At 69.1% G+C, this 12,699-nt stretch carries 10 protein-coding genes and 2 pseudogenes; 8 read left to right on the top strand and 4 right to left on the bottom strand.

Annotated features, from left to right (window positions below; genetic code table 11):
• Positions 1-397: 397 nt before the first annotated feature.
• Positions 398-505: pseudogene (locus tag ND747_RS29680) on the top strand (hypothetical protein); the annotation flags it as partial.
• Here ND747_RS29680 and ND747_RS29675 read toward each other — a convergent pair.
• On the bottom strand, positions 505-636 hold the full coding sequence (locus tag ND747_RS29675) for a hypothetical protein (protein ID WP_308204558.1): 132 nt from the start codon (positions 634-636) through the stop codon (positions 505-507). The pseudogene ND747_RS29680 and the gene ND747_RS29675 sit on opposite strands and share 1 nt — an antisense overlap.
• A gap of 693 nt (positions 637-1,329) precedes the next feature.
• On the opposite strand from ND747_RS29675, the gene ND747_RS04830 reads away from it, so the two are divergent.
• Positions 1,330-1,533: a DUF5703 family protein gene (locus tag ND747_RS04830; protein WP_163550860.1), complete on the top strand. Its 204-nt coding sequence runs from the start codon at positions 1,330-1,332 to the stop codon at positions 1,531-1,533.
• An 83-nt stretch (positions 1,534-1,616) separates the two neighbouring features.
• Here ND747_RS04830 and ND747_RS04825 read toward each other — a convergent pair whose 3' ends face one another.
• Complete coding sequence (locus ND747_RS04825) at positions 1,617-2,093, bottom strand: hypothetical protein (protein WP_251732116.1); 477 nt, start codon at positions 2,091-2,093, stop codon at positions 1,617-1,619.
• A gap of 71 nt (positions 2,094-2,164) precedes the next feature.
• Complete coding sequence (locus ND747_RS04820; RefSeq protein ID WP_251732115.1) at positions 2,165-3,556, bottom strand: M20/M25/M40 family metallo-hydrolase; 1,392 nt, start codon at positions 3,554-3,556, stop codon at positions 2,165-2,167.
• Between the two features lie 217 nt (positions 3,557-3,773).
• Here ND747_RS04820 and ND747_RS04815 point away from each other — a divergent pair, with 217 nt between their 5' ends.
• The 5 genes from ND747_RS04815 (at position 3,774) to ND747_RS04795 (ending at position 10,764) form a co-directional block, all read left to right on the top strand.
• Positions 3,774-4,304, top strand: a complete 531-nt coding sequence (locus ND747_RS04815) for a hypothetical protein (protein WP_251732113.1) — start codon at positions 3,774-3,776, stop codon at positions 4,302-4,304.
• 1,279 nt (positions 4,305-5,583) lie between these two features.
• Positions 5,584-6,546 (top strand): ABC transporter permease, encoded by a 963-nt coding sequence (locus ND747_RS04810; RefSeq protein ID WP_308204557.1) that lies wholly within the window; start codon positions 5,584-5,586, stop codon positions 6,544-6,546.
• Positions 6,547-6,969: 423 nt separating this feature from the next.
• Complete coding sequence (locus ND747_RS04805) at positions 6,970-8,583, top strand: ABC transporter substrate-binding protein (RefSeq protein ID WP_251732109.1); 1,614 nt, start codon at positions 6,970-6,972, stop codon at positions 8,581-8,583.
• A gap of 157 nt (positions 8,584-8,740) precedes the next feature.
• Complete coding sequence (locus ND747_RS04800) at positions 8,741-9,742, top strand: ABC transporter permease (protein ID WP_251732108.1); 1,002 nt, start codon at positions 8,741-8,743, stop codon at positions 9,740-9,742.
• On the top strand, positions 9,739-10,764 hold the full coding sequence (locus ND747_RS04795) for an ABC transporter ATP-binding protein (RefSeq protein ID WP_251732106.1): 1,026 nt from the start codon (positions 9,739-9,741) through the stop codon (positions 10,762-10,764). The genes ND747_RS04800 and ND747_RS04795 overlap by 4 nt, the downstream gene beginning before the upstream one ends.
• Before the next feature lie 58 nt (positions 10,765-10,822).
• Here the strand turns inward: ND747_RS04795 and ND747_RS30015 are convergent.
• Positions 10,823-10,867: pseudogene (locus ND747_RS30015) on the bottom strand (hypothetical protein); the annotation flags it as partial.
• A gap of 19 nt (positions 10,868-10,886) precedes the next feature.
• Between ND747_RS30015 and ND747_RS04790 the strand changes: the two are divergent.
• Positions 10,887-12,056 carry an ABC transporter ATP-binding protein gene (locus tag ND747_RS04790; protein WP_374216142.1) on the top strand — a complete coding sequence of 390 codons (1,170 nt, stop codon included), beginning with the start codon at positions 10,887-10,889 and terminating at the stop codon, positions 12,054-12,056.
• Positions 12,057-12,699: the final 643 nt, after the last annotated feature.

Below are 12,699 nucleotides of genomic sequence, written 5' to 3'. Positions count from 1 at the left end.
GGGCATCCCTGGCCTGCCCTGGCCTGGCCTGGCATCCCTGGCCTGGCCTGACGTCCTTGGCTGACGTCCCTGGCCTGCCAGGTGGGCATGCTGGCCGGACCCGACGCACCCGACGGGCCTGCCCGGTGCCAGCGGTCGCCAGGGCGCATCTCATGGATCCTCGATCACCCTCGCCATCCACACATTGCCACCGCGAAACCACTGGACGTGTAGGTGGCCGCACCCCTGCCACCATGCCGGGAGTCACCCCCCGAACCGTGGTAGCTCAGCCCGACTATCACCGTGCCCAGCGACCACACATCGCACCCCGACCACAGCAGTTCCTTGATCCACAAAAAACGGCCCGACAGCCAGCCATCTGCGACCGACCGGACACGGCACGACATGATGGCGCACCGTGGAGCAAGATCGTCACGGTGAGTCCACCTGGGATTTCTTTGTCTTCTATACCGACGCGGACGCCGACTGGGCCCGGTGGATCGCCTGGCATCTGGAGGACAGCGACTACACCGTGCCAATCCAGGACTGGGACTTCGTCGCCGGCACGCACTGGCCGACCAGGGTGTCCGTCGGACGTTCGGCGTCGGAGCCCGGTCCGAGGTCGGGGTCAGACTCGGCAGACGAGGCGGTGGGCACGAGTCATCCTCCCCGAGGCCTGCTTTCGGCGGTTCGAGCTTGGCGGTTTGTGCTGCCGGTACTCATCCCACTGCTCCCGGTTCGCCAACAGAGCACCGGGACGGTTGCGCGGAACCGGTTGGGTTCGGGCTCGCCGTCCTCGTGGCCGGCTCGAGGGCTCATCCGCCAGGAGCCTTCGGCTCGAACCCGTCAACCGGGGCGGGCCGCCAGCACCGGACAACCCTCACGGCCCGCGCAGTCGACCGGCCCGCACGGGAACCCCCGCGGGTCGCGCGCGATCAGCAAAACGGACACGAATACGACCACGGCGACCCATGTAGCCGCCACCTAGGCAAATATCGGGCATAAATAACAAATTTTCCAAGGAATGCGATACGGAGAGTAGCCTTCGGACGGCCTCGGTGGCGACCGGCGGCCCACCACGGCAGAGGCGGAACCCACAACTTCCGGACGCGGATCGCGTCCGGATACGTTGCAGGAGGTAGCGGGACGGTTAACGTGGTGGGACCGCACGGTGGTAAGTGTCGATTCTCGACGCGGCGGAGTCAGGTCGCTCGCAGCCGTCGCCGATGCACCGTCGGCTGCCGCAGTTCCTGCCCGTCCGCAGTCACCCGCGTCCGCAGTGCCCGTCCGTCCGAACTGTTGTCCGCTCTCCGTAACTGTTGTCCGCTCGTCGTACAAGGTCAGGTCACATTGGCTGGAGTCGAGCTCGAATACCAGAAGCTGTACATGCCGCCGGGCACGGACCGCCGGGCCGCGGTGCAGATCCTCACGATGCACGCCGAGTTCGGGGACTGGGAGCTGGATCGGCTCCGGCTGTTCCCGGACGGTTCCCGCCGCGCGATCCTGCGCCGTCGGCGGCGCCCCGGCGGGCTGCCCGGCTATCTGCCGACCTGACCGGCCTCGCCGCGACGCACGGCGGTCCGGGTTTGGGTTTGGGTTTGGACGCGGGTGCGGGTGCGGGCTCGGTGTCGCGCGGGTCAGCCGTCGATCTCGCGGCGGGCCTGGGCCGGGGTGCGGATCTCGACCGCGTCCGGGGGGATGCCGCCGGAGAGCAGGTGGCGGCCAGAGAGCGCGATCGCCCCGAGCTTGTGGTGGGCGCGGGTGGTGGATCTGACCGCTCCGTTGACACTGTGCGCGGCGGGGTCGTGGCACGGGGTGGCGGGATCGAGGGACCAGACGTCGACGCGGAACCACATGCTGTGACGGTGCGGGTCGCCGTCCGCCCGGACCTGCAGGAAACGACGCCGCAGCACCCGGCGGGCGATCTCGGTGGCCCCTGCCGCGGGGCGCGCTTCGGGTTCGAAGCCGCCGGAGGGTTCCGTCCAGTCGGCGTTCCAGTGGGAACCATCGGCGCTGACCTGCACCAGGTAGGCGTAGGTGCGCGGCGGTGGGCCGACGCGGGAGTCCTCGGCCGGCCGGTTCAGGCCGAGGGCAGCCAGTGCGTCATCGGTCACATTCCCATCATGTCACAACGAGCCGATGAGCCTTTCACAAGGAGTGATATTCCGTGTGGCCGTGATGTCCGTCAGCAGGCGCGCAGGAAGCGGTCGAGGACGCGGACGCCGAAGCGCAGCGACTCGAGCGGGACGCGCTCGTCCACGCCGTGGAACATGCCGGAGAAGTCGAGGTCGGCGGGCAGCAGCAGGGGGGAGAAACCGAAGCAGCGGATGCCCAGCCGGGAGAAGGACTTCGCATCGGTGCCGCCGGAGAGCATGTAGGGGACGGGGCGGGCGATCGGGTCCTCGGCGCGCAGGGCGCCGGCCATCGCGTCGACCAGCGGGCCGTCGAAGCCGGTCTCGACGGCGTCGTCGAGCACGACCCACTCGCGGCGGATGTCGGGGCCGAGGATCTCGTCGAGCTGGCGGAGGAACTCCTCTTGCTGGCCGGGCAGGTAGCGGCCGTCCACATAGGCGACGGCCTCGCCGGGGATGACGTTGACCTTCTCCCCGGCGGCGAGCTGGGTGGGGTTGACGGTGTTGCGCAGCGTCGCGCCGATCATGCGGGCGACCGGGCCGAGCTTGGCGACGGTGGCGTCCAGATCGTCGAGGTCGAACTGGACGCCGATCGCATCGCCGAGTTCGCCGAGGAAGCGGCGCACCGTGTCGGTGAGCACGATCGGGAACTCGTGGCGACCCAGGCGCGCCACCGCCTCGCACAGCGCCGTGACCGCGTTGTCGTCGCTGATCATCGAGCCGTGGCCGGCGCGGCCGGTGGCGGTGAGCTTCATCCAGGCCAGACCCTTTTCGGCCGTCTCGATGAGGTAGAGGCGCAGGTCGTCGGAGACGGTGTAGGAGAATCCGCCGACCTCGCCGATCGCCTCGGTGCAGTCGGCGAAGTGCTGCGGATGGTTGTCGACGAGCCACCGGGCGCCGAGCACGCCACCGGCCTCCTCGTCGGCCAGGAACGCCACCACCAGGTCCCGGGACGGCTTGCGCCCGCTGCGCACCAGGTCACGGACGGTGGCCAGGGTCATCGCGACCATGTCGAGCATGTCGACGGCACCGCGCCCCCACAGGCAGCCGTCGAGCTCCTCGCCGGAGAACGGCCCGACCCGCCACTGGCTGGCGTCGGCCGGCACCACGTCCAGATGCGAATGGACGAGCAGCGGCGCCCGGCTCGCATCCGCCCCCTTGATGCGCGCGATGACGCTGGTGCGCCCCGGCTCGGACTCGAGGATGGTCGGCTCGATCCCCACCTCGGCGAGCTTCGCCGCCACGTACTCGGCGGCCGGACGCTCCCGCCCGTCGCCGTCGCCCCGGTTCACCGAACCGAAGCGCAGCAGCTCCGCGCACAGCTCGACCACCTCGGCCTCGGCGTTCGGCGCCGCCACCGGCAGCCGCAACCCACCCGGGCCCGAGGTCACCGGCTGCGCGGACGGGGCAGACGGGTTGGACGACGGTGGCGGCGTGGTCGACATATCCCCAGTCTGCTCCGCACCCGCCCACCGCATCGACCACGGCACGCCTGCGGCAACACTTCGGTAGTACGCCTGCAACATCCCACTCCGTCCCGTATGTTCCTGTACCCGCTCCCCTGCCGGGCCGAGCCCTCGGCCGCTTCCCGCTTCGTCCACGATCGGCGCGGATACCCCCTGTGAGCTGTGGGTATGTCGTCAGGGACGGAGGGAGCCCGACGTGACGACCTACCTGTGTCCACGCACCGACCTCGACTGCGCCGCCACGTTCACCAGCCCCGGCGACCTCGACTGGCATTTCCGGATGACCCACGGCTACAGCCGCCTCTACAGCCTCTGGACGAGCCTGCGTCCGCCCCAACCGCTCGGCCCGCCCCCCGAACGCCACGTCCCCGACGGCCTCGTCGAAGGCCCAGGCACCCGCACCCTCGCCGAGCAGCGCGCCGACCAGCGCGCCGACCAGGCCACGCGCCATCCCGAGCGTCTCGATGATCCCGACCTGCCCGCCCTCGGCGCTCGGACCGGCGGGACGCGCCATACCGGCGGGACTGGCCACACAGGTGAGCTCAGCCACACAGGCGGGCTCGGCCGCACCGGCGAGACTGGCCACACCGGCGAGACTGGCCGCGGTGCCGCTGACGATTCCATGCTGGATTCCGCCGCACTGGCCGGACTACGCCCCTCGGCGACCCGAGGTGCCGCCGCCACGCGCCACCGCAGGTCCAAGCGTCACGCACGGTCATCCCACTAAGAGCGGGTCTCGTGTGGTCGCTGCCTGGCGGCCAGCGCTGCGCGACCGTGCGTCACGAACGCACGCGGGCTCCGTTTCCTCGGCCTCTTCGGATTCCGCGGCCCGGCCGCGGCGATCACCTGGAGAAAATTCCCAGCCACTCCACCCCAAGGATACGCTCGGATTTCCCCTGATTACAGATGGTAGCCTTATCGCGCTCCGTCGCGGTTTTTCTTTGTCCGGCTTGTCGGCTGCCTGTGCCACTGAGGCTGGTGCCGTTCGCTCTGTAGGGTCCGGCGAGCGTTTCGTCCGCATAGCGAGAACAGCGACCGTGACAGCGTCGTCGATCACGGTCGCGGCGCAGGCGCGGGCCCACCTCCGAAGCCCCAGGCCGCGACGACGAGCAACGGAAGACACACCAGGCACTCGGATAGCCACGGAACGTCATAGGCGGAGGGTGAAGGTGCGGCCGACGCGAGACATGCCGTGAGCCGCTTCTTGTGAATCACTGGCCACCCTGGGCATCGCTGAATCGTCACCGTCCTGCCACCCCGCGCGTCCCGCAGCCTGGTTACCGCCGGATTCGGGGGCACCTGGTGAAGGTTGGTCGCTCACCCCGGCTATGACCGTGCTCAGCGACCGAGCTTCGGACCCTGGCAGCAGCAGGCCTTTGATCCACAAAAGACCGCCAATGATCCACAAAAGACCGCCAAGGCCGCGCGCCCATCGCCAGCCAAATGATCTATCATCGGGCGCCCACATCACCCTCGGAACTTATCGTCATACAAAGAGTGATACCGCCACCTCCATCCCGCCAAGCCCGCGGCCGTGATCAGCAGATGTGATGGGTTGCTCGGGACCCGAGGCCCCCCAATGGCGACAGGCCCGCGGGCGTCGACAGGCCGTCGGGCGTCGACAGGCAGCCGTGGACGCAGCGTCGGCGGATGGCACCATCCCTGCCCGGAGCCGGGACGCCACCGATTGCGGTAGTCATCACCGTCCGCAGCAACAGCGCGGCGTGGTGAGTGTTTCCTGGCGTGATGGGCAGGCGACTACAGGGCGCCGCGGGACGCCGATGGTCCGGGTTCCGTTACAACGATGTCTTGAGCCTGTGTCAGACGCGCATCGAGCCGCACATCTGAGGCTTCCTGTGTGCCAACTGAGAAAAGTTTCCTCGACAACCACCTCCGCCGGGTATTCAGTTCCGCCAGCGAGGTCTAGCGTCCCTCGGCGGACCAGGTCGAGCTTTTTCTCAGTTGTGGGCGGGAGGTGGTGAATCTTGACGGCACCGCCGGGACAGATGATGGTCGATGCCGTCGCCGCGCCGGTGGAGGCGCCGATAGCGGGGCGTTCACTGTGGCAGTCAGGATGGCGTCGACTTCGGCGCAACAAAGTGGCGATGGCGAGCCTGGTATTCCTGGTTCTCCTTGCCCTCACGGCGACTTTCGCACCGCTGATCGTCAGGCTTCTGGGGCATCCGCCGAACGAACCGCACTACGAGCTCCTTGATCCGAACACCGCCGCTCCCCGGGGGCGGTTCGGGGGCATGAGCTGGCACTTCCTGTTCGGGGTGGAGCCGGTCAACGGGCGGGACATCTTCAGCCGCACCGTCTACGGGGCCCGGGTCTCGCTGCTGGTGGCGCTGCTGGCGACGGCCACGGCGGTGGTCATCGGGACGGTTCTCGGAATGCTCGCGGGCTACCTCGGTGGGCTGTGGGACACGGTGATCGCCCGGCTGATGGACCTGCTGTTGTCGGTACCGTCGGTGCTGTTCGCGATCGCGATCGTGGCGGTGATTCCGAACCGGGCGTTCGGACTTTCCGGGTCGGGGCTGCGTATCGGGGTACTGGTGTTCGTCATCGGAATATTCGCCTGGCCGTACATCGGGCGGATCGTGCGCGGGCAGGTGCTGTCACTGCGGGAAAGAGAGTTCATCGAGGCGGCCCGGTCGCTCGGCATGGGGACGTCCGCGGTGATTTTCCGTGAGCTACTGCCGAACGTTGCCGCACCTGTCCTGGTGTACGCCACACTGCTCATTCCGACGAACATTCTGAACGAGGCGGCGCTGTCGTATCTGGGCGTCGGAGTGCGTCCGCCGACGGCGTCGTGGGGGGACTCGCTGGCCACGTCGTCGCACGGCTGGTACAGCATCGAACCGATCTTCATGCTGGCGCCGGGGCTCGCGATCTTTGCCACGGTGCTCGCCTTCAACCTGCTCGGCGACGGCCTGCGCGACGCCTTCGACCCCCGCGGCGGTCGCTGACCCCGTGGTCCCGCGCCTTCGCGCCCTCGCACCCTCGCACTTCTGCACTTCTGCACATCTGTCGGCAGCGCGACGCAGACACTGCGCGACCGGCCGCCCGGGGCAGCGCCTCGCTGGCAGCGGGCACGGGGCTGGCCGGGCCCACGGACATCAACAGGGAGATCCATGAAACGGCGTGCAACATTCGGACGGACGCGGGTCTCGCGGCCGGAATCGCCACAGTCGGGCGCCTCGCGGTCAGGGGGCCGCCGGGCCTGGGGGCTTCGCACGGCGGCTGCGCTGACCGCGGCGGGGCTGGCGCTGGCGGCCTGCGGCGGATCGTCCGGCGGCGGATCGGGCGGATCGGGCGGATCGGGGTCGGGATCGGGGTCGGGGTCGGGGTCGGGGTCGGGGTCGGGCGGGTCGTCGGACACGACGACGACCATGCATCCGTCCGACAAGAAGGGCGGGACGCTGCGGGCGGTCAACGACTCCGACTGCGACTACTGGGATCCGGCGCGCACCTACTACGCGAACTGCTGGGACCAGCAGCGCTGGATCTCCCGCCAGCTCGTCACCTTCGCACCGCGCCCGGGCGAGCCGCAGCTCGTCGGTGACCTCGCGACCAGCGCACCCACCCCGGCCGACCTGAAGACATGGAAGTACACCCTCAAGGACGGGCTGAAGTTCTCCGACGGCACGCCGATCACGTCCAAGGACGTGAAGTACGCCGTCGAGCGGGTGTTCGCCACCGACGTGATCAACGGCGGGCCGACCTACCTCATCGACTACCTGGACGACCCGGCGAACCCCTATCCGGGGCCGTACAAGGACACCGACCCGAACAAGCTCGGCCTGAAATCGGTCGAGACCCCGGACGACCACACGATCATCTTCCATCTGAACAAGCCGTTCGGCGACTGGAACTACGTCATGGCGCAGCCGGGGGTCACCCCGGTGCCGAAGGCGAAGGACACCGGGGCGAACTACACGTTCAAGCCGATGTCCTCGGGGCCGTACATGGTGGAGAAGTACACGCCGAACAAGAGCATCTCGTTCGTGCGCAACCCGTACTGGGACCCGAAGACCGACACCGTCAACAAGGCGCTGCCGGACCGGATCGAGGAGACGATGGGCCTCGACCTGGACGACATCGACAACCGGCTGCTGGCCAACAGCGCCGACTTCTACGTCGGGCAGACCGGCGTGCAGATCACCGCGCAGAACAAGGTTCTCGGCGACCCGTCGCTACGCGCCGACCGCACCACCGACGATCTCAGCGGATTCATCCGTTACCTGTCGGTGGTCACCACGGTGAAGCCGTTCGACAACATCCACTGCCGTAACGCGGTGGCCTACGCGATCGACAAGACCGCCCAGCAGCTTGCCCGCGGCGGCCCGGTCGGCGGCGGCGACATCGCCACCACGATGCTCACGCCGCCGCTGAAGTACTACGCCTCGTTCGACCTGTTCCCCTCCGCCGGCCACCGCGGCGACATCGCCAAAGCCAGGCAGGAGCTCACCGCCTGCGGGCAGCCGAACGGCTTCGCCACCACGCTCGCGACCCGCAGCAACGGCAAGGAGGTCGCGCAGGCCGAGGCCGTCCAGGCGAGCCTCGCGAAGATCGGCATCAAGGTGACGATCAACAAGTCGGCGCCGTCGCAGTACTTCTCCTCGACGATCGGCATCCCGGCAAACGTCCACAAGAACGGCATCGGCCTCGCGATGGCCGGCTGGGGCCCGGACTGGCCGGCGCCGTACGCCATGCTGTCGTCCATCGTCGACGGACGGAAGATTCTCTCGGCCGGTAACAGCAACTACGCCGAGCTCAACGACCCGACCGTGAACAAGGGCCTCGACGAGGGCGTGACGACCACCGACGAGGCGAAGGCCCAGCAGATCTGGACCCGCACCGACCGGGCGATCGTCGCGTCGGCCGCGGACGTCCCCCTGCTCTACGACAAGGCGCTGAACCTGTTCAGCAACCGGCTGACGAACATCTACTTCACCACCGCCTACAACATGACCGACTTCGCCCAGTTCGGCGTCATGCGGTGAGGCCGACGACCGTGCCGACGACTGTCGGCCACGCGAAGCTCAGCGGCGTGCAGGGTGACAACGCCCGCCGCGACGGAGCTCACTGCGACAACGCTCACTGCGACAGGTCCTGCTGCGACAGGGCGCGGAACCCGGCCGCGGGCAGCAGGGACGTCGCATGACCCGGTTCGTCGTGGGGCGCCTCGTCGGCGCGGTCGTCATCCTGTGGCTGGTCAGTGTGCTCGCGTTCGTGCTGTTCTTCGTGGTGCCGAAAGCCCTGGGCAACAATCCGGCGGTGCTGTTCGCCGGGCGCAGCCCGGACCCGGCGACCATCGCGGGGGTCACGAGGAAGCTCGGGCTCGACCGGTCCTACGTCGACCAGTACTGGAGTTTCCTGCGCGGGGTGTTCGTCGGACGCCATTTCGACTCCGGTTCCGACCGCAGCTGGTGCCCGGCACCGTGCCTGGGATTCTCGTTTCGCAACGACCAGCCGGTGTGGTCGCAGATCGTCGACGCCCTGCCGGTGACGGCGTCGCTGTCGCTGGGCGCGGCGGTGCTGTTTCTCACGGTCGGGGTGAGCAGCGGCGTGCTGTCGGCGGTGCGCCGCGGCGGGCTGTTCGACCGGATCGCCGCGGCGGTGTCGCTGGCCGGGGTGTCGCTGCCGGTGTACTTCACCGGCCTGCTGCTGTTGCTGCTGGTCAGCTACAAGTGGCACATCATCGACAACGTCCACTACGTCGCTCTGACGGCGAACCCGGCGCTGTGGGCGTGGAACCTGCTGCCGGCGTGGATCGTGCTCTCGCTGCTCTACATGGCGAACTACCAGCGCCTCACCCGCGCCAGCATGATCGACACTCTGGGTGAGGACTATGTGCGTACGGCCCGGGCGAAGGGGCTGCCGGAGCGCACTGTGATCGGTAAGCACGCGCTGCGCCCGGCGCTCACCCCGATCGTCACGATCCTCGGCCTCGACCTCGGGGTGCTGTTCGGCGGGGCGATCCTCACCGAGCGCACGTTCGGTTTCCGCGGCCTCGGCGCGATCAGCATCGACGCCGTCAACACCCAGGACCTGCCCGTGACGATGGGAGTCACCCTGTTCGCCGCCTTCTTCGTGATCATGGCGAACGTCCTGGTGGACATCGCCTACGCCGTCGTCGACCCCCGGGTGCGCCCCCGATGAGCGCCCCCTTCCTGCAGGTGCGGGACCTGTCGGTGCGGTTCACCACGGACGACGGGGTGGTACGCGCCGTGGACGGGCTCAGCTTCGACGTCCACCGGGGCCGCACGCTGGGCATCGTCGGCGAGTCCGGGTCGGGCAAGAGCGTCACCAGCCTCGCGATCATGGGCCTGCACCGACGCGGGCGGCGGGTGAGCATCGACGGGCAGATCCGCCTCGACGGCGAGGACCTCGTCACCGCGAGCTCCGCCCGGGTACGGGCGCTACGCGGGCAGCGGATGGCGATGATCTTCCAGGATCCGCTGTCGGCCCTGCACCCCCAGTTCACCGTCGGCGACCAGATCGTCGAGGCCTACCGGGTGCACCACCGGGTTTCGCGGGCCGCGGCCCGCCGTCGCGCGGCCGAGCTGCTCGAGCTCGTCGGCATCCCCGAGCCGTCCCGGCGCCTGGACGACTACCCGCACCAGTTCTCCGGAGGCATGCGGCAACGCGCCATGATCGCGATGGCGGTGTCCTGCGACCCGGCGCTGCTGATCGCCGACGAGCCGACGACCGCGCTCGACGTCACCGTCCAGGCGCAGATCCTCGATCTGATGCGGGATCTGCAACGCGAGTTCGACACCGCGATCATCCTGATCACCCACGACCTCGGGGTCGTCGCCGAACTCGGCGACGACGTGCTGGTGATGTACGCCGGGCAGGTGATGGAGCATGGCAGCGTCGCCGACGTGTTCGCCCGCCCCGAACACCCCTACACCTGGGGTCTGCTGCAGTCGGTGACCCGCCTGGACGAGCAGCGCGACGACCGGCTGCGCACCATCCCCGGTGCACCGCCGAGCCTGATCACGGTGCCCCCCGGCTGCCCGTTCCATCCCCGCTGCGCCTACCGCGAGCAGGCCGGCCCCGCGACAGGCACCGTCCGTCCCGCGCTGGTCGAGGCGGCCCCCGGCCATCGCGTCGCCTGCCACCTGCCCGCCGAGGTCCGCCAGCGCATTCGCGCCGAGGAGGTGACCCCCGCCCGATGACCGACAACCACCCCACCACCGAAGACCGGCCCGCCGCCACCGACGATCGACCCGTCGCCACCGACGATCGGCCCGTCGCCACCGACGATCGACCGGTCGCCATTGACGATCGACCCGTAGCCGTGGACGAGCTGGTCCGAGTGGACAGGCTGACCAAGGTGTTCCCGGCTGGCCAGGGCACTTTCGGCCGCAGACGCGGCGCCGGTGCGGGGGTGCGGGCCGTGGACGGGATCAGCTTCTCGATCGCCCGCGGTGCCACCCTCGGTCTGGTCGGCGAGTCCGGCAGCGGCAAGTCGACGACCGGCCGGCTGCTGTCCCGGCTGCTCGACCCGACCGCGGGCACCGTCACCTTCGACGGCCGCGACATCACCCGACTGCCGTCCCGGCAGCTCCGGCCGTTGCGCCGCGACATCCAGATGATCTTCCAGGATCCATACTCGTCCCTGAACCCCCGTCACACCATCGGCGCGATCATCGCGGCCCCCCTGCGCGTCCAGGGCCTGGCATCCGACAGCGGGCAGGCGATGCGGGCGCGGGTGCGGGAGCTGCTGGAGCTGGTCGGGCTCAATCCGGAGCACTACAACCGGTATCCGCACGAGTTTTCCGGCGGGCAGCGCCAGCGGGTCGGGATCGCCCGGGCGCTCGCGACCCGACCAAAGCTCGTCATCGCCGACGAACCGGTATCCGCCCTCGACGTGTCGATCCGCGCGCAGATCATCAACCTGCTCGACGATCTGCGCGCCGAGCTGGGACTGACCTACCTGTTCATCGCGCACGACCTGTCGATGGTCCGCCACCTCAGCGACACGGTGGCCGTCATGTACCTCGGCCAGATCGTCGAGATCGCCGACCGCACCACCCTGTTCGAGCACTCCCTGCACCCGTACACCCATGCACTGCTGTCCGCGGTGCCGATCCCCGACCCGGCCAGCACCCGCCAGCGCGACCGCATCCGACTGCACGGTGACGTCCCGAGCCCGCGCAACCCACCATCGGCCTGCCGGTTCCATCCCCGCTGCTGGAAGGCCCAGGACATCTGCCGCACCGAGGCCCCGCCACTGGCCGACCGCTCCCCCGCCGGCTCCCTCGGCAGTTCACCCGCAGGCCTCGCCGACACCGCACCTACCGAGCCCCGTGGTCCCTCTCCCACTGGACGCCCCGACACCCCTCCCCCCGGGCCGCCCGATACGACTCCCGCCGGACGCCCCGGCACCTCCGCGACCGGCTCACCTGGTGGCCCTCCCAGACACCAGGTTGCCTGCCACTTCCCCGAGGAACGCACCGTCATCTGACGGCCACCCACGACCTTGAGGCCTTCGCCCTGCACCTGCAGTCCGGGGCCTGGGGTCGGGGTGGGTCTGTCCGTGCTCCGGCGCGCCCCCTGCCGCCTATGCCGACCGTGGCAACCCCACGATCCGCGGGTCCGGCCCCACCGATGCGCCTGGCCCGTCGAGATGCAGCCAGGCCATCACGTTCCGCGCAGACATGTCGGAGAGTGACGGTCTCGAGGACCGGTGGGCCTTCGACCGGAACACCCTCACGCCCAGCCACTCCCGGCACCCGTCGACCGATACATTCCGCATCATCCATACCACTTCCTGCGACGAAAGCGGCTCGCTCGAAGGTAGCCGAAAACCATGATCCGTTCTTGCCGAGGCTTGATGAAGGATCCGCGGGCCGGAATCTTCACTCCACCTCGGCAAGAGTCTGTGACTTTGCGCAATGGTCGCCGGCCAAGGTGGAGCCGACACGGCCGACACGGCCGACACGGCCGACACGGTCAGGGTGCGAAGCGTGGTTGCTGGGCGCGGTCCCGGTCGGGCTGAGCGACCGCGGCTCGTGAGGTGACGTGGGGGATGACCAGGCGAGGCTCACCATATGCACGCATGGTGGTGAAACGATTTCCTAGCGTGTCAGATCCGCGGTGAGACGGCG

Origin of the sequence: Frankia sp. R82 (assembly GCF_023716925.1) — a bacterium.
In the GTDB taxonomy this organism is placed as follows: domain Bacteria; phylum Actinomycetota; class Actinomycetes; order Frankiales; family Frankiaceae; genus Frankia.
This window is presented reverse-complemented; position numbering and strand designations above follow the sequence as displayed.